At 73.7% G+C, this 16902-nt stretch carries 11 protein-coding genes and 3 pseudogenes; 9 read left to right on the forward strand and 5 right to left on the reverse strand.

Translation table 11 applies throughout. The annotated features are described in order from the left end of the window. Positions 1-195 precede the first annotated feature (195 nt). Complete coding sequence (locus tag ABD946_RS19685) at positions 196-327, reverse strand: hypothetical protein (RefSeq protein WP_345285352.1); 132 nt, start codon at positions 325-327, stop codon at positions 196-198. Between the two features lie 1114 nt (positions 328-1441). Here ABD946_RS19685 and ABD946_RS42815 point away from each other — a divergent pair. From ABD946_RS42815 to ABD946_RS19700, 4 genes and pseudogenes are all read left to right on the forward strand, one after another. Further along, positions 1442-1534: pseudogene (locus ABD946_RS42815) on the forward strand (hypothetical protein); the annotation flags it as partial. Positions 1535-1559: 25 nt separating this feature from the next. Further along, a pseudogene (locus ABD946_RS42820) lies at positions 1560-1709 on the forward strand (DUF2278 family protein); the annotation flags it as partial. An 82-nt stretch (positions 1710-1791) separates the two neighbouring features. Then, positions 1792-2470, forward strand: a pseudogene (locus ABD946_RS19695) (2-phosphosulfolactate phosphatase). Positions 2471-2688: 218 nt separating this feature from the next. Next, entirely contained in the window at positions 2689-3654 is a 966-nt protein-coding gene (locus tag ABD946_RS19700) for a serine protein kinase RIO (protein WP_345285356.1), read from the forward strand. Between the two features lie 67 nt (positions 3655-3721). On the opposite strand, the gene ABD946_RS19705 is transcribed toward ABD946_RS19700, so the two are convergent. Together ABD946_RS19705 and ABD946_RS19710 are read right to left on the reverse strand one after the other, a co-directional pair. Then, positions 3722-5350, reverse strand: a complete 1629-nt coding sequence (locus tag ABD946_RS19705) for a GDSL-type esterase/lipase family protein (RefSeq protein WP_345285358.1) — start codon at positions 5348-5350, stop codon at positions 3722-3724. Positions 5351-5500: 150 nt separating this feature from the next. Then, the gene (locus ABD946_RS19710) at positions 5501-6727 is read right to left on the reverse strand and encodes a transglycosylase family protein (RefSeq protein WP_345285360.1); all 1227 of its coding nucleotides are present in this window, start codon (positions 6725-6727) and stop codon (positions 5501-5503) included. 259 nt (positions 6728-6986) lie between these two features. On the opposite strand from ABD946_RS19710, the gene ABD946_RS19715 reads away from it, so the two are divergent. Together ABD946_RS19715 and ABD946_RS19720 are read left to right on the forward strand one after the other, a co-directional pair. Then, positions 6987-7496: a SigE family RNA polymerase sigma factor gene (locus ABD946_RS19715; RefSeq protein WP_345285362.1), complete on the forward strand. Its 510-nt coding sequence runs from the start codon at positions 6987-6989 to the stop codon at positions 7494-7496. A 90-nt stretch (positions 7497-7586) separates the two neighbouring features. Next, positions 7587-8504 carry a hypothetical protein gene (locus tag ABD946_RS19720; protein WP_345285364.1) on the forward strand — a complete coding sequence of 306 codons (918 nt, stop codon included), beginning with the start codon at positions 7587-7589 and terminating at the stop codon, positions 8502-8504. Positions 8505-8552: 48 nt separating this feature from the next. Here the strand turns inward: ABD946_RS19720 and ABD946_RS19725 are convergent, their stop codons facing one another. Next, on the reverse strand, positions 8553-11549 hold the full coding sequence (locus ABD946_RS19725; protein WP_345285366.1) for an acyltransferase family protein: 2997 nt from the start codon (positions 11547-11549) through the stop codon (positions 8553-8555). A gap of 15 nt (positions 11550-11564) precedes the next feature. Continuing rightward, positions 11565-13250 carry a glycosyltransferase family 2 protein gene (locus tag ABD946_RS19730; RefSeq protein WP_345285368.1) on the reverse strand — a complete coding sequence of 562 codons (1686 nt, stop codon included), beginning with the start codon at positions 13248-13250 and terminating at the stop codon, positions 11565-11567. Between the two features lie 503 nt (positions 13251-13753). Here ABD946_RS19730 and ABD946_RS19735 point away from each other — a divergent pair. From ABD946_RS19735 to ABD946_RS19745, 3 genes are all read left to right on the forward strand, one after another. Then, entirely contained in the window at positions 13754-14815 is a 1062-nt protein-coding gene (locus ABD946_RS19735) for a helix-turn-helix domain-containing protein (protein WP_345285370.1), read from the forward strand. A gap of 355 nt (positions 14816-15170) precedes the next feature. After that, positions 15171-15380 carry a DUF5709 domain-containing protein gene (locus ABD946_RS19740; protein WP_345285461.1) on the forward strand — a complete coding sequence of 70 codons (210 nt, stop codon included), beginning with the start codon at positions 15171-15173 and terminating at the stop codon, positions 15378-15380. 59 nt (positions 15381-15439) lie between these two features. Continuing rightward, positions 15440-16885 (forward strand): MFS transporter, encoded by a 1446-nt coding sequence (locus ABD946_RS19745; protein ID WP_345285463.1) that lies wholly within the window; start codon positions 15440-15442, stop codon positions 16883-16885. Positions 16886-16902 lie beyond the last annotated feature (17 nt).

Raw genomic sequence — 16902 nt, forward strand, 5'->3', positions numbered from 1 at the left:
TCCAATGGCCTGCCCCTGTTGTCCCGGTCCACACCTCAGCCTTGTTCCCGCGCCGGCCGGCCAGAGACGGTGAGGGCAGGTACGGATTGTGTTTGGACACTTGTCGAAGAAGGACCGTCGCCACGCTCGTGTGGACCAGCGCGACGGCGTAGAGCTGGGCCATCGTCAGCACGCCCGCCAGCGCGGCCGGTGGGATCAGCCGCGGCGAGCAGGCGCACCAGGTCGGGCCCGGACCAGCACCGGCAGCTTCCGCATCCGGTCCAGCCAGGCCCCGGCGGGCAGGCCCCCAGGACGAAGGCGGCGGTCTTCCTTGGCCGCGGTCAGCAAGGCCCGAACCTGGGAAGGCCGAGGCGTGCAGCTCCAGCACCGCCGCCAAGGCAGTCGGACCATGGTGACCTACTGCCGGCCTGACTGGTGGCGGTTCGTCTGATTGAGCAGCAGGTGCCGGAAGTTCGCGGTGGCTAGAAGGCCGGGTCCTGGGACGGACGGGGTTCCGTCGTCACCCGAGTGACTCTCGGTCACGGATTCGAAGCGGCAAGCACAGCCTCGATTCATTTCCGGTCCCCGGCGGTACCGACCGGTACCGGGACACCCTGGGGCGGCCCTCCGGCCGTTCCCCTGGTGACCACCTCCGTCTCACCATCCGGACGCGTCCCGCAGGGGACCAGCGGCGATCCCCGGCGCTCAGCCGCCCAGGCGCGCCGCCCACCGGCTCGTCCGATATCCGGGCCTTCATCTTCCGGTCACCGGGACGGTCTCCCGGAAACAGGCCGGATCACGGTGCCTGACCGTTCCCGGCCGTCGGCACAGAGTGACGGAAGACTGCCCGTTCGGGCAGCTCAGGCGTGGACGGAGGGGTCCGACGGGGCTGCCGCGCAGGGCCGTTCGGCCTGCGGTCGGGTCGTGGTGGGCGGAGAGTGGGGGGTATATGGCTCTTCCGAAACTACGGGGTCGCCATCGGAAGCCTGCACGACTCTCTCCCGCGACCCCGACCCACGACTTCGGCCAGTGGTACCACGGGCACCTCTTCCGCCAGACGCCCGTCGGCGTCTACCAGGCCGCCTCGACGTGGACGCCCCCGGCAGCGTCGGCGTCAGCTACCGCGTGGTCGACGACCTGACCGGGGCGGACATCGCCGGCCTGCGCAAACCGCCCCGACGGCTTCCACCACCTGGTCTCCTCGGCCACCTCCGGCGCCCTCGACTACGTCCGCAGCCCGCTGCTGCGCAACCGCCTCTGGTTCGAGTGGCTCCACCGCCGCCTCCGCCCGCCTCCACCACACCCTCGCTCCGCACCCGCCCGGCAGCCCGATGTTTCGGCCCGGACCTCTCGGACTCGCTGGCCACCTCGGTGACCAAGCTGCGCCGTCGCATCCTCGGCCTCGGCGGCCTCGACCACTTCCGCCCCTACCTCCGCTTCTTCCCCTGGATCGCCAGCAACGGCGACCAACGCGCTCGACGTCCTGCTGCCGCACCTGGAGGCCGCCGCCCGCATCTACGTCTTCGGCCAGGCCTTCACCACCGGCCTCGGCGTCCACGACGTCCACACTCAACCAGGGCGACCCGGTGGGCAGTCAGTGGTACCCGAGCAACGGGCCCTGGCAGGACGGCGCCGTAGTGTGCGAGCGGCCCGGCGGCCAGGTGGTCGTCTGGCAGATCAAGTTCAACACCCAGTCCCTGCACACCGACGCCTCCGGCCACCCGGTCTGAGACCGCCCCGAGGCAGGCCCCGAACCGGCCGCCGCGCCGAAATTCCCAGCGGGGCGGCCGGCCTCCGTGTCAGAGTCCACGGATGGACGCGCGCTTCCTCGCCATCGAAGACCTGACCGGAGTCCCGCCCGTGGCCGTGGTGGTGGACGTCATGCGGGCCTTCACCACCGCCGCCTGGGGCCCTGGGCCGCGGAGCCGAGCGGATCGTCCTGGCCGCCACCCTGGACGAGGCCCTGGAGCTGAAGGCCCGTCACCCCGACTGGCTCGCCCTCAAGGACGGCCCGGCCGCCCCCGGCTTCGACGCCGTCAACTCGCCCGGCCTGCTGCGCACGGCCGACCTCGGCGGGCGCACCGTCGTCCAGAAGACCACCGCCGGAACGGTCGGCGCCCTCGCCGTGCGCGACGCGCCGCTGGTGCTCTGCGCGAGCTTCGCGGTGGCCGGGGCCACGGCCGCCGTGCTGCGGGAGCACCGCGCCGAGCAGGTCACCTTCGTGGTCACGGGGGAGCGGGGGCGGGCGGAGGAGGACCTGGCCTGCGCCCAGTACGTCGCCGCGCTGGCCGACGGCCCCGCCGACGCCGAACCGTACCTGCTGCGCGCGGCCGGCTCACTGGCCGCCGCCGAGCTGGCGCAGGGCGTCCGGGAGGGCGTCCACCCCGACGACGTGGCGCTCTGCCTGGAGCTGGACCGCTTCCCGTTCGCGCTGGTGGCCCGCCGGGAGGGTGCCTCGACGGTGCTGCGGGCGCACCCGGTCGGGGCCTGAGGAAAACCACTTGCGTCCGCGGGCGGGCCCGCTGTTATGGTGATCGCGCTGTTGTGAGTCCGGAAGTTCCGAGGAGGTGTGTACGCATGGTCGCCGCCGTGTCGCGGCGCGCTTCTTCGTGCGCGCCATACGCCTACTTCCGTTCCCAGCCCACCGGCTGACGACGCGTCACACCCTTCGACGCACCCCGGTGGGCCGACTCCTCAGGAGCCCCCGCAGTGCGCGAGCGTTTCGCCGACAGTGATTCCTTCTCCCGTATCCGCCCCAAGGGCGGCGCCCGGCGCGGCCGCCGGAACGAGCGGTTCGACGACGTCGAGCCCGAGTACTTCTTCCCCGAGTTCCCCGTCGACTCCTTCGACGAGGACGCCGAACCCACCACCCCTCCCGCCGGTGACGGCCCGCCGGAGGGCGACCGCTGGTCCACCTGGGACCAGTCCACCCCGACCGAGAAGGGCCCCGAGCCCCGCCCGGACTGGGTGGTGACCGAGCTCGCCGCCGTCGACACCGAGCTCGGCATCGTCAAGACCGGCAAGGAGGCCGACGTCTTCCTGCTGGAGCGCGCCGTCCCCGGCACCGGCCGCCGCACCCTGATGGCGGCCAAGCGCTACCGCGACGCCCAGCACCGGATGTTCCACCGGGACTCCGGCTACCTGGAGGGCCGCCAGCACAAGGAGTCCCGGATCAGCCGGGCCATGGCCAAGCGGACCTCCTTCGGCAAGGAGGCCATCGCCGGGCAGTGGGCGGCGGCCGAGTTCACCGCCCTGTGCCGCCTCTGGGAGGCCGGGGTCGCGGTGCCGTACCCGGTGCAGATCACCGGCACCGAGATCCTGATGGAGTTCGTCGGCGACGAACACGGCGTGGCCGCCCGGCGGCTCGCCCAGTACGCCGCCGAGGAGGTGGACGTCCAGGACCTCTGGGACCAGCTCGGCCGCAGCCTCTCCGTGCTGGCCCGACAGGGGTACGCGCACGGCGACCTCTCGGCCTACAACACCCTGGTGCACGAGGGCCGGCTGGTGATCATCGACGTCCCGCAGATCGTGGACGTCATCGCCAACCCGCGCGGACGCTCCTTCCTGGAGCGCGACGTGCGCAACATCGGCGCCTGGTTCGTCTCCCGAGGCCTCCCCGAAGCCTCGGTCGACGCCCTGGTGGAGGTGCTGGCCTTCGACGCCCGGCTTGACTGAGCGGGGCGCACGCGCCGAGGGCGGCCGGGGATTCCCCGGCCGCCCTCGGCGTCGTGTGCGTGCTCGGTCACCTGGTGAAGGCGGCGGTGGCGCTCTGCGCGTCCGCGCCGCCGGCCGGCTCGGCCCAGCTGTTCATGGTGCCGGCGGCGAGGTCGATGTCCAGCTCCTTGAGCCGGCCGCCGCTGGTGGCGAAGAGGTGCTCGACGCCGTTCGCGGTGGCGCTGGTGACCCGGGTGATGCCGCTGCCGGGCATCTGGGCCCAGCCGCTCCAGTGCCCGGCGGCGAAGTCGCCGTCGGTCCTGACCAAGGTGCCGTTGGCCGTGACGGCGCTCAGGTGGACGGTGCGGCCGGAGGCGGAGGCGGCCACGTCCTGCGCGGTGACGACGCTCGGCCCGGAGGCGGTCCAGCCGTTCCACCGGCCCGCGCAGTAGTCGCCGTCCTTCTCCATCACCTGGTTGGTGGTGGCGTCGACGGCGAAGAGGTGGTTGACGCCGTCGGTGGTGGTGGCGCTGGTGACGCGCTTGAAGTTGCCGCCGTGGTCGGTCCAGCCGGTCCAGCGGCCGGCCTCGTAGTCCGCGTCGGCGTTGTAGAGGTGGCCGTCCTCGCCGATCACGACCAGGTGGAGCGCGTGGTTGAGCGCGGAGGCGGAGACCGCGACGGCCTTGCGGGGGAGGGCGTCGGCGAAGGAGGGCTCGAACCAGTTGGACCACTGGCCGGTGGCGTAGTCGCCGTCCTTTTCGAAGACCTTGCCGTCGCGGACCGCGAAGATCCGGTTCACCGAGAAGGTGGCGGCGCTGGTGACCTCGGTGACCCCGTCGGCGCCCATGTCGTTCCAGGAGCTCCACTGCCCGGCCGCGAAATCGCCCTCGGCGTTGCGCAGGCGGCCGTCCTTGAGGCCGACCAGGCGCACCGCGTCCGACGGGCGGGCGAGCTGGGTGGCGCTGCCGGTGAACCAGCGGGCGGAGTACGTCTGGTCGAGCAGGGTGGCGAAGCCCTGGGCGAAGACGGCGTAGCCGGCGTCGTTCGGGTGCAGGCCGTCGTTCATCTGAGCCGGGGTCAGGGTGGGGGCCTTGGCGAAGCGGAAGTGCCGGCCGGCCTGCTGCTGGACGGACTCCTCCTGCTGGAGGCGGGTGTTGAAGGCGTCCATGTTGGCGGACAGGTTGACCGGCATCGGGTTGTTCATGCCGGTGCTGGCGCCGATCAGGCCCTGCATGATCACGGTGACGCCCGGCTGCGCGGCGAAGATCTTGTTGACCAGGGCGACCGCCCTGGCCGCGGTGTCCGTGCCGTTGGCGCCCTGGTTGAGGTCGTTGATGCCGATGTGCAGCAGCACCACGTCCGGGCGGGCGGCGAGCCAGCCCTGGTCGACGCCCTGGCCGATCTGATCGACCGTGAAGCCGGGGTGGCCCTCGTTGGCGTAGTCGTCCATCACGCCGTTGCGGTTGGAGCCGACGAAGTCGAGAGCGTACCGGCCGCCGGCGGTGGCCAGGCCCTGGAGCGGTCCCCGGTAGCCGTTGCCGGTGCAGCTGCTGCGGCCGAAGGTGATCGAGTCGCCCAGCGGCAGCACCCGCACCACCGGCGCGTTCGCCGCGGCCGGGGCGACGGTGGCCGCGCTGCTCACGGCGGGCGCGACGGCGGTGCCCCCGACGGCCGCCAGCAGGGCGGTGGTGGCGGCGAGGGCGGTCAGGCGGGGCATGTCATCTCCAAGTGCGGCACGGCGGGCGCCGCGCGGTCGACGGGGGTCGGTGCGGAAGCTTATGGGGTGTATACGGATCACTTGTCACCGGCCCCCTGGCAGCGGGCCCGGAGGCCGAGGTCCGGAGACCGGGAGCCGGCCGACGGTGCGTCAGCTGGTGAAGGCGGCGGTGGCGCTCAGCGAGTCGGCGCCACCGGCGGCGGGGGCCCAGGAGCTCCAGGTGCCGGTGTTGTAGTCGCCGTCGATCTCCAGCAGGCGGTTGCCGGTGTCGGTGGCGAAGACGTGGTTGACGTTGTTGGCGGTGGCGCTGGTGATCCGCTTGAGGTTGCCGCCGGGCATCTTGAACCAGCCGTTCCACTGGCCGGTGGCGAAGTTGCCGTCGGTGTTGGACCAGCTGCCGTCGGGCGCGACGGCGCTCAGGTGCACGGTCCGGCCGGAGGCGGAGGCGGCCACGTCCTGCGCGGTGAACGCGGTGGAGCCCGCGTTGGTCCAGGAGCTCCAGCTGCCGTTCGCGTAGTCGGCGTCCTTCTCGACCACCTGGTCGCTGCTGTTGATGGCGAAGATGTGGTTGACGTTGTCGCTGGTGGCCGCGCTGGTGACGCGCTTGAAGCCGCCGCCGTGGTCGGTCCAGCCGTTCCAGCCGCCGGTGTTGTAGTCGGCGTCGGTGTTGTAGAGGTGTCCGTCGGTGCCGACCATCACCAGGTGGACGGTGTTGCCGAAGGCGGAGGCCGAGAGGGCGGCGGCGTTGACCGGCAGCGCGCCCGTGGCGGGCTGGAACCAGCCGGACCACTGGCCGGTGGCGTAGTTGCCGTCCTTCTCGAAGACCTTGCCGCCCTGGATCGCGAAGATCCGGTTCACCGACCCGGTCGCGGCGCTGGTCACCTCGGTGATCCCGGTGGCACCCAGGTCGCTCCAGCCGGACCACCGGCCGGTGGAGAAGTTCCCCTCGGCGTTCTGCAGCGTGCCGCCGGGCTTGAGGTCCACCAGGCGCACCGTGTTGGCCGGCGCCGGGAACGGGTCCGCGCGGTCGGTGTCCAGACCGGTGCCGGGCCAGCAGCTCCACGCGCGGTAGCCCTGGTCGGCGAGGATCTTCTCGGCTATCAGGATCTGCTGCGTCTTGGTGGCCTGGTCGGGGCGGGCCGCGTACTGGGTCCCGCCGTAGTACTGCCAGTTGTGCAGGTTGATCTGCAGACCGCCGTAGTAGCCGGCGGGGTTGACGGCGCTCCAGTTGTCGGTGCTCTCGCAGTGGGCCACCTTGTCCCAGGTGGCGACCGAGGCGGCCGAGGCCGTCCCCTGGCCGCCGGCCGTCACCACGGCCGCCAGCACGGAGGTGGCCGCGAGGGCGGCGGTGCGGCGGATCGGACGACGTGCGGACATGGGGGTACCCCGTTCTGGGAGAGCTGGAGGCGCCGGAGCGGCGGGTGTTCCGGCGAGCGTCGCTCGGCCGGTGATCACCATCCTGGTGGCCCGGCGTCCCCGGCAGAAGGCCCTCCGGCTGGCCGGAACGGGCCCCGGACGCATCCGTCCTCCGAGCCCTGACGGGACGTCACCGCGTACTCCTTGCAGCGGAACGGGGTGCCCACCGCGTCAGAGGGGTGGGGGACGGAACCCCCGGACGGATCGAGGGGGCGCGGGGATGGGTGCGGGCAGCGGTGAGGCCGGATTCGAGGAGTTCGTGGCGGCGCGGTATCCGGCGTTGCGGCGGACGGCTTACCTGCTGTGCGGGGACTGGCACGCGGCCGAGGACCTGGTGCAGGGCGCGCTGGTGAAGCTGTACGCGCGCTGGCGACGCCTGCGGGAGCCGGACAAGGCCGGAGCGTACGCGCGCACCGTGATGGTGCGCGACCACATCGACGGGCTGCGGCGCCGGTCCAGCACGGAGCTGAGCCTCCCCGAACCGCCCGAGACCCAGGCCGCCCGAGTGCCGGACAGCGACCGGCAGTTGGCGCTGCGCGCGGCGCTGGCCGAGCTGCGCCCGCAGTACCGCGCGGTGCTGGTGCTCCGCTACTGGGAGGACCAGACCGTGGCCGAGACCGCCCGGGTGCTCGGACTGGCCGAGGGCACCGTGCGCTCGGACGCGCACCGCGCGCTGGGCAAGCTGCGCGAGGTGCTGGGCGATTCGGTCCTCGACCTGGTCGCGGACTGATCCGCCGACCGGGCCGCCGGGCGGGGCCGTCGGGCCGGGCCCAGGGGCGCCGCACCACCACGACCATGACGACCAGTGAGGAGAAGGACGATGACCGCAGCTGACCCCGGGCCGGAGCAGGAGGGCCGGCTGGCCACCGCCGTGTTCGGCGCCGTGCTGGACCACGAGGAGCCGCCGCTGCCCGCGGTGCTGGCCCCCGTGCGCGAGCGCGGCCGGCGGCTGCGCCGGGCCCGGCGGGCCCGGGCCGGGCTGCTCGGCGCGGCGTTCACGGCCGCCGCCGTGCTGCTGGTGGTGAACGTGACCGCGGCGGGGGGCGGCCCCGCCGGCCTCGGGCCGGGCACCGTCACGCCGGAGACGGCCACGGCCTCGCCGTCGCCCAGTGCCTCGCCGACCGGCCCCGGCCGGGCGATGACCATGGAGGAGGGCTTCCAGCGGCTCAGGGAGGCGGTGCGGGAAGCCGCGCCGCAGCGGCTCTCGGTGCTGCACCTCAGCCCGTCCGGCTTCACGGAGTTCATGCTGACCGAGCCCGGGAGCCCCTCCCCGCGACCGGGGTCGACCGCGGAGGCGGTCCGGCTGGGCATCCGGGGAGGGCAGCCGGTCGCCCCCGGCCAGTCCCCGGAGTCTCCGTGCACCCGGACGGGGCCGCAGAAGGCCGCCACCTGCGTGCACCGGGTGCTGGGCGACGGCTCGACCGGCTGGATCTCCTCCTACGGCGGGGCCGACCCGCGCCTGGAGGCCACCTTCGCCTCGCCGGGCGGCACGGTCTTCGGGCTCTCCGTCATCAACCCGGCGGCGGCGGACCGGGCGGCGCTGAGCCTGGACGAGCTGGTGGACCTGGTCGGCCGCGCCCCCGTGTACACCGCGCTGCTCGCCACCCAGGAGACCTCCCCGGGCGGCCCGTCCCCCCAACCCTCCGCCTTCCGCACCTCCACCCCGTCCTCGGGACGGCCGTCCTCTCCGTCCTCGGCGCCGGGCTCGGGTTCCGCTTCGCCCTCGGGTCTCGGGTGACGCGGAAGGGCCCCGCCGGACGGTGTCCGACGGGGCCCTGACGGGAGGTCAGCCGCGGTTGGCGGCCGGCTTGGTGGTGACCGAGACGTAGTCGACCCGCATCGGGTGGCCGGGCTCGGTGGCCGGGCCGACGGTGCCTCCGTACGCGGCGGGCAGGTTGCCGCCGACGGCCACGTTGAGGATCAGGAACAGCCCCTTGCCGACGGCCCTGTCCCAGCTGGCGCGGTCCATCCGGGAGGCCTCCACGCGGTGGAACTCGCGGCCGTCCAGGTACCAGCGGATCTGCTCCGCCCCGGCGGTCAGGTCGACCTCCACGGCGTAGGCGTGGAAGTCCGACCGGCAGCCGTCGCACGGGACCTCACCCGAACCGAGGCCCTTGGGCTCCTGGCAGGGGCCGCCGTCCAGGACGCCGCAGTGCATGGTGCCGAAGACCGCGTCCCGGCCGTTGACGTTCTCCATCACGTCCAGCTCGCCGATCGCGGGCCAGCCGGTGTAGCCGTTGCGCAGCTCGCCGCCGAGGGTCCAGAAGGCCGGCCAGTACCCGGCTGCGGCCGGGCCGGTGACGTCCGGCAGCGCGATCGAGGCCTCGATCCGCATCACCCCGCCGGGCTGGGGCTTGAGGTCGGCCCGGCGGGACTCGATCCGGCCCGAGGACCAGCTGCCGTCCGTCGCGCGGGTGGGGACGATCTCCAGGGCGCCCCTGCCGTCCAGGCGGACGTTGGCGGTGGAGTCGGTCATGGTCTCGACCTCGCCGGTGCCCCACTGCGGGGCCGGGCAGCCGGGGTAGCAGGTACCGAGGTCGTACTGCCAGTTGGCGGCCGAGGGGCGGCTCCCGGACGGCCCGTCGAAGTCGTCCCGCAGCAGCTGCGTCCAGCCGCCCGCCTGCGGGGTCCCGGCGGTGCCGCCGCGGGCGGGTACCAGCCCGGCCTCGGTGAGCAGCCGCTCCAGGCGCGGGGTGAGCACCACCGCCGCCACGTTGGTGATGTGCGCGTCGTCGCGGTAGAGCAGGATGCGCTCCAGCACCGCCGGGCAGGCCTTCCCGGTGCCGGGGCAGAGCACGGAGTTCACCGAGACGCTGTGCACCCCGGGCATCCGGCCCGCCGCGACGGCCTCGGCCAGCGGGTCCGGCCACTGGGCCTTGGCGCGGTCGAAGGCGCAGGCCGCCGGGTCCGCGGTGTGGCCCGAGACGCAGGCCGGCACGTCGGTGCCGGGGACGGGGGTGTCCTGGAGGTAGACCACCGGGACGCCGAGGGCGCGCAGCGGGGCGAGGGTCTTCTCCCAGCCCCGGAGCAGCAGTCCGGGGTCGTCGGTGTAGCGGTTGAGGGTGGAGACGGCGATCAGCCGGGGCTTGGGGCCCTTCGCGATGCGTTCGAGTGCTGCCGTCCGCCAGGTGTCGCACTCGTGGTAGGTGCGGCCCAACTGGGGGTTGACCACGGTGAGTTCGGGCAGCGGGCAGCCCTGCTTGACCAACTCCTCCAGCGCCCAGCCGCGTTCGGCGGCGATCGCCAGCATCGCGGAGAACCACTGCCCGGCGTGCGAGTCGCCCAGCAGCACCACCCGGTCGGGGCTGGTGGTGTTGCCGAACAGGCAGGCGGGGCTGCTGACCGCGGTCGGGGCCACCTCGCACTCGCCGTCCGGGGGGAAGTCCTGCCGGGCCTGCACCGGATCGGGCACCACCGGACCGCCCTTGGGGGCGCCGGCGGTCTGCACCAGCAGCGAGGTGCCGTCGGGGGCGCCCGGCGGCAGGCCGAGCAGGTCGACGGGCTTGGAGGGGCCGAGCAGGCGCAGCGTCCCGGTGCCGACCACCAGCGCCAGCACCACCGGGACGATGACCGCGGCCAGGCCCAGGGAGAGGCCGCGGCGCGGGAGTTCGGAGAGCGTGCGGTTGTGCCGCAGCGGCGTCTCGATCCAGCGCATGGCGGCCATCGCGGGCAGTGCGGCGGCGGCGGTGAGCGCCACCTTCACCGGCCAGGAGAGCGCGCCGAACTGCGCCTCCGCGAGGATCAGCACCGGCCAGTGCCAGAGGTAGAGGTTGTAGGAGAGCCGGCCGACGGCCCGGGGCGCACGGGTGCCCAGCAGGCGGTTGACGCCCTGGTCGGTGCCCGCGCCGGTCCGGTCGGGGGTGCCGGCCAGGATCACGGCGGCGGTGCCGAGGGTCGGCAGCAGGGCGGCGTAGCCGGGGTAGGGGGTCTTGGAGTCGAAGACCAGCACGGCCGCGACGACGGCGAACAGGCCTGCCCAGCCGCACAGTTGACGCAGCGTCCGGGTGGAGGGCAGCAGGTGCCACGGCAGCAGCGCGAGCAGTGCGCCCACGCCGAACTGCCAGGCCCGGGACGGGGTCGCGAGGTACGCCAGCGAGGCGGAGCCCTGGGTCCAGTACAGCGCGAGGAGGAAGGAGGCGGCCGTCAGTCCGGTGGCGATCACGGTGGTCACCGAGCGCACCGAGCGGCCGCGGCGGGCGGCCCGCCCGGCGAAGAACACCACGGCGGCCAGCAGCGGACCCCAGAACAGGTAGAACTGCTCCTCGACCGCCAGCGACCAGAAGTGCAGCAGCGGGCTCTCGTCCCGCCCGGCCGCCAGGTAGTCGGTCTGCTGGGCGATGAAGCGCCAGTTCCCGATCGACAGCGCCGCCGCCAGGACGTCGTACTCGAGGTCGGTGCGGCGCAGCGGCACGGTGAGCCAGGCACCGGCCAGCGCGACCACGCCGAGCACCAGCGCGGCCGAGGGCAGCAGGCGGCGGGCCCGGCGGGCGAAGAACTCGCCGAGCCGGATCCGGCCGGTGGTGACGGCCTCGCGGACCAGCAGATGGGTGATCAGGTAGCCGGAGACGACGAAGAAGACGTCCACCCCGACGAAACCGCCGGCCAGGCCGGGCACCGAGGCGTGGAAGGCCAGCACGGCCAGCACGGCGAGCGCGCGCAGGCCCTCGATGTCGGCCCGGAAGCCGCTCGGCCGGCCGGGGGCGGTGGTGCGCACGGGCGCGGGGCGCTGCGCGGGTATGACGTAGGAGGTGGGACGGAGGTCCGAATCGACGGACGAGGACATCGGTGTGACGACCTTTCAGCCCAGCCAGGGCAGCATGGGGCGGACCCAGCCGGAGGCGAGCAGAGCGACGAGGACGAGGGCGGTGGTGGCGGCGAGCGCCTCCGGCCAGCGGCGGGGCAGCATCGCCCGGCGGGCCCGGGTGGCGTTGCGGGACTCGACCGTCTCCGAGGCGCCCGGCACCAGTTCGATCAGCAGGTCGCGGATCAGCGGCAGGCTGATCTGGAACTGCACCAGCAGGTAGAGCCCGAGGCCCCAGGTGGGCGCGATGCCGTGCTCGGCCGCAGCGAGCACCAGGCCCACGGCGGCGGCGCCGACCGAGCCGACCAGCCAGATCAGCGAGACCACGGTGACCTGCTGCGCCAGCTTGCCCGACTTGCTCTTGCCGGGGCCGGCCGTGCCGGTCGGCACCCAGGCGGCGCTGCGGCCGCGCAGGGTGTGCCAGAACGCGGCACCGGCGGCGACGCTCATCAGCACGTTGGCGCGGATCACCTCGACCCGCCAGCGGGTGCGGCTGATCCGGGGCAGCAGCACGTGCCAGAGCCAGAGCGGTGCGAGCAGCGGCAGCACGTGCCAGGGCCGGATCTCGTCCGGGTACCAGAACATCATCACCAGCGGCGGCAGCGGCGCGGCGAAGATGTTCACCACGGTGGTCAGGTAGCCGACCACGCCCTCGTAGAAGCACAGCCGCATCCGCCAGGGCGCGCCGATCCGCTTCAGCTCGGGGGTGGCGAGCAGGTGCAGGTTGCCCATCGCCCAGCGGTACTGCTGGTTGACGAAGGAGGCCAGGTTGTCCGGCGAGGTGCCCTTGGCGACCAGCACCGGGACGTAGAGGGTCTTGAAGCCCTGGGCGTACAGCGCCAGGCCGGTGAACAGGTCCTCGCTGTGGTCCAGCTTGGCGAAGCCGCCGGCGGCGTCGATCGCGGTGCGCCGGTAGACCGCGTTGCTGCCGCAGCAGATGGCCGCGTCACTGGCGTCCCGGGAGGGCTGGATCCACCGGAAGAACCACTCCTGGGCGGAGCCGGCGGCGCGCTGGATCCAGCCCATGGTCTCGTCGGTGTCGAAGCACTGCGGGCTCTGCACGATGCCGATGCCGGGATCGGCGAAGTACGGCACCAGGTGGCGCAGGAAGTCCGGCCGGGGCGCGAAGTCGGCGTCCAGGATGGCGACGAACTCGGCCGTGCTGAGCGTCAGCGCGTGGTTGAGGTTGCCCGCTTTCTTGAAGGCGCCGCGGTCCGGGCGGACCACGTACTCGTACCCGTGCGCGGCGGCCAGCTCGGCCACCTCGGGCCGGTCGGCGTCGTCCAGCACCCAGACGGTGAGCGCCTCCGGCCACTCGACCCGGGCGACCGCGCGGTAGGCGTTGGCCAGCACGTCCAGCGGCTCACCGCAGGTCGGCAGGTAGAGGTCGACGGTGGGCAGCTCGGCCGGGTGCCAGGCGTTCACCAGCACCTCGTGCGACTGCCGGGTGAGGCGGCGCGAGCGCAGGCTGTTGAGCGAGGAGAGCGCCAGCGCGACCAGGTTCACCGCCAGCACCGCGAGGAAGGCCCAGAGGGCGGGGGTGCGCAGCGAGAAGGTCAGCATCGTCACGGCGGTGAAGCTGAACGCCAGCGAGGTGCAGATCAGCACCCAGCGGCGCTGTGGTCCGAAGTACCAGTAGAGCTCCTGGTCGGAAGGTGGTTGAGGAAGGTGATGCACAGTCATGAGGCCCCCACAGCCGCGTGTTTCGACAGCGTCCTGGGCAGCACCGTACCGCAATTGGTATAGACCAATGGACGGGTGACTGGAGGGCGAGACGACCATCGGGTGAACCCTTGCCCCGGAGATCATTCCGGGCTCCGCACGGTGCGGTGGGGCGATCAGTGGGCCACGAACAGGCCAACACTGGCGCAATTCCCGCGTCTTGGGACGGGCGGGCGCGCTCGCCGGGCCGCGAGGGGTGCCCGGGCGGGAAGGTGATCTTGCCCGAAAGGGTCATTGACGAACCTTCAGGCGGCATCCGGGCGTGACGGACTCTTCATCCGCTGTTCACGGCCGGTGCGGCGGGGTTCGGACCAGGCCCCGGGGAACCGCCCACCCCCGTGAGGCGGTTCCCCGGGGCGGGGCCTCGGCGTCCACCACGCTACGGCGCCCGAGGCCGCTCCCCGAGGGACCCGGCACGCCAGGCGGGGGACCGTTCGTGCCAAGGGGGCCTATGCTGCCTCCTCGTGATCGAGAACGCGCCCCGGGGGACGACCTCCTCCGCCCTGGCCCGGCTGAACGTCGACGGCGCGCGCCGCCTCGGCGTCCCGGTCGAGGGGTACGCGCGGCTGGTGGGCCTGGACCCGGAGCACCTGCACGACGACCTCTGCCGGCCGCCCACCACCACCAGCATCCGGATCGCCGAGCTGATGACCGTCCGGGCCCCCTGGACCGAGGTCGCCCGGGTACTGGCCCGGGAGTCCGAGGTCGGGAGCCTCGGCGTCTGGGACTACCTGATCACCTCGGCCCCGACCCCCTTGGAAGGCCTGCGGGACGCGGTCCGCTACCTGGGCGCCGTCCTCGACACCGGCACGGACGGCGTCGAGGTGACCGAGAACGGCAGCCAGGTCACCCTCACCCACGTGAACCGCGCCGACATGTCCCACGAGGGGGCCGCCGCCGTCCGGGCCGGCGCGCTCGCCCTCTTCCAACAGCGGCTGAGCGCGGCCGCCCGCCGCGCGCTGGTGCCGGTGCACGTCACGCTGAGCACCACCGCCCCGGGTCGGCACCGGGAGCTGGCAGAGCTCTACGGGACCCGCTCGATCGAGTTCGAGGCACCGGTCGGCTCGATGACCTTCCTCGCCGCGGACCTGAACTCCCCGACCCCGCACGCCCAGCCCGGACTCTCGGCGGTGCTGCGCCGGCACGCCGAACAGAACATCGCGGGCGCGGTGGCCGTGCACGGCTGGCTGGACCTCTTCCACGCCGCCCTCGGAGCCGTCGCCGCCGACACCGAGGCCGCCCCCACGCTGGCGCTGGTCGCACGCCGGCTCAACCTCAGCCCCCGCACCCTGCAACGCCGGCTGGACGACCACGGCACCACCTGGACCGCCGAGGTGGAGGACCTGCGCCGGGCCGATGTCGTCCGGCTGCTCCGGCGCACCGACCTCGGCATCGACGCGGTGGCCGCCCGGAGCGGCTACGCCGACGCCCGGGCCCTGAGGCGGGCGGTCCGCCGCTGGTACGGCACGACACCCGCCGCGCTCCGGGCGGCCCCACCCGGTCGGCCCCTCGGGCGGGCACGCTGAGTTGCACCCGGCCGCGCGGGTGCGAAGCATGGGCATGACCGGGCACGCAGCGCCGGCACCGCACCAGGGAGGTGTCTGATGGCGGACTGGGACGATCAGGACCTCCCGGCCGAGGACGACGGAGTGCTCGAACCGGCGGACAGCCTGCTCACCGACCGCCTCGACGACGACCCGCTCGACACCGGCGTCATCCCCGCCGACGGCTACCAGGGCGCCACCGCCTACGGCACCACGGCCGCCGAGGCCCAGGCCGGCGAGTCCCTCGACCAGCACCTCGCCGAGGAGGAGCCGGACGTCGTCCCGGAGGTGGTCGACGACCGCTGGACCGACGGACCGTCCCCCCCGGGCGGGCCGCCTGCTCGGCGGCGAGGACGACGTCACCGGCTTCGACGTCGGCCCGGACGCCGGGGCCGCCGGCGCCGAGGAGGCCGCCGTCCACCTGGTCGACGCCGACCAGGACCGCGACGCCGAGTTCGCGGACGGCAGCCGCGACGAGTCGCTGGACGAGGCGATCGCCTTCACCATCGCCGACGACCTGGCCCGGGCCCGGGACGAGTACCGCTGAACCCCCTCCGCGCACCAGGTGACCACCCGTCAGCGGCCGGGCCGCACCCGGCGGGCGGCCTGACGGCCGAAGCCGCCCGGCGCCGCTGGAAGGCGCTCGGCGTCTGCCTGCTGGTCGGCTTCATGAGCCTGCTGGACGTCTCGATCGTCAACGTCGCCCTGCCCTCGATCGACCGCGGCCTGGACGCCGGCCCGGCCGAGCTCTCGTGGGTGCTCTCCGGCTACGCGCTCACCTTCGGACTGACCCTGATCCCGGCCGGCGTGCTCGGCGACATGTGGGGGCGCAGGACGGCCTTCCTGACCGGCCTCGCCGCGTTCACCGCCGCCTCGGCCGCCTGCGGCCTGGCCCCGACCGCCCTCGCCCTGGTGGTGTTCCGGCTGCTCCAGGGAGTGGCCTCGGGCTTGGTGGGGCCTCAGATCTCGGGACTCATCCAGGAGATGTTCACCGGCCCCGAACGCAGCCGCGCCTTCGGCTACTTCGGCACCACCGTCGGCCTGGCCACCGCCGTCGGCCCGCTGGCCGGAGGCCTGCTGATCGAGGCGGCCGGCCCGTCCGACGGCTGGCGCTGGGTGTTCTTCGTCAACGTGCCGATCGGGATCGTGGCCTTCCTCCTCGCCCTGCGCCTGATCCCCGGCCGGGCCGGCTGCGGCTCCTCGCAGGGCAGCCTGGGGCGGCGGATCGACGGGGTCGGGGTGCTACTGCTCGGCACCGGCCTGGTCGCGGTACTGCTCCCGCTGATCCAGGAGCAGCAGTGGAAGGGAGCCGCGAAGTGGTGGCTGATCCCGCTCGGCCTGGCCCTGCTGGCCCTCTTCGCCCTCTGGGAGCGGCGCACCGCCCGGGCCGGGGGCGTACCGCTGGTGGACCTGGCGCTGTTCCGCACCGGCTCGTACGTCTGGGGCGCGGTGCTCGGGATGCTCTACTTCGCGGGCTTCACCACGATCTTCTTCATCTTCACCCTCTACCTCCAGAACGGGCTCGGCTACAGCGCCCTGGCGGCCGGCCTCGCCGTCACCCCGTTCGCGGCCGGCTCGGCCGTCTCGGCGGCCGTGGGCGGACGGCTGGTGACCCGGCACGGGCGGTCCCTGATCGTGGCCGGCCTGGTCCTGGTGCTCGCCGGCACGGCACTGGCCGCCCTCGCCGTCCACCTGGTGCCGGGGCGCAGCGCCGGCTGGGCGACGGCCGGGCCGCTGCTGCTGGCCGGCGTCGGCTCGGGGCTGGTGATCGCCCCCAACCTGGCGCTGGCCCTGGCCGACGTCCCGGTGGTGCGGGCCGATACGGCGGGCGGCGTGCTGCAGACCGCGCAGCGGCTCGGCACCGCGATCGGCGTCGCCTGCGTCGGGGCCGCCTTCTTCGCCCACCTGGCGGGCGGCCACTCCTGGGCCTCGGCCTTCCAGGTGGGCATCCTGGTGGCGCTCGGCTTCGAGGCGGCGGCGATGGCCAGTGCCCTGGCGGACCTCCGCCGTCGCCGTCGTGCCTCCTCCGGCCGTGCCTCCGCACCGAACTGACTGCCCTTCGTGCGGAG

Source organism: Kitasatospora albolonga (genome assembly GCF_039535905.1).
GTDB classification, from domain to species: domain Bacteria; phylum Actinomycetota; class Actinomycetes; order Streptomycetales; family Streptomycetaceae; genus Kitasatospora; species Kitasatospora albolonga.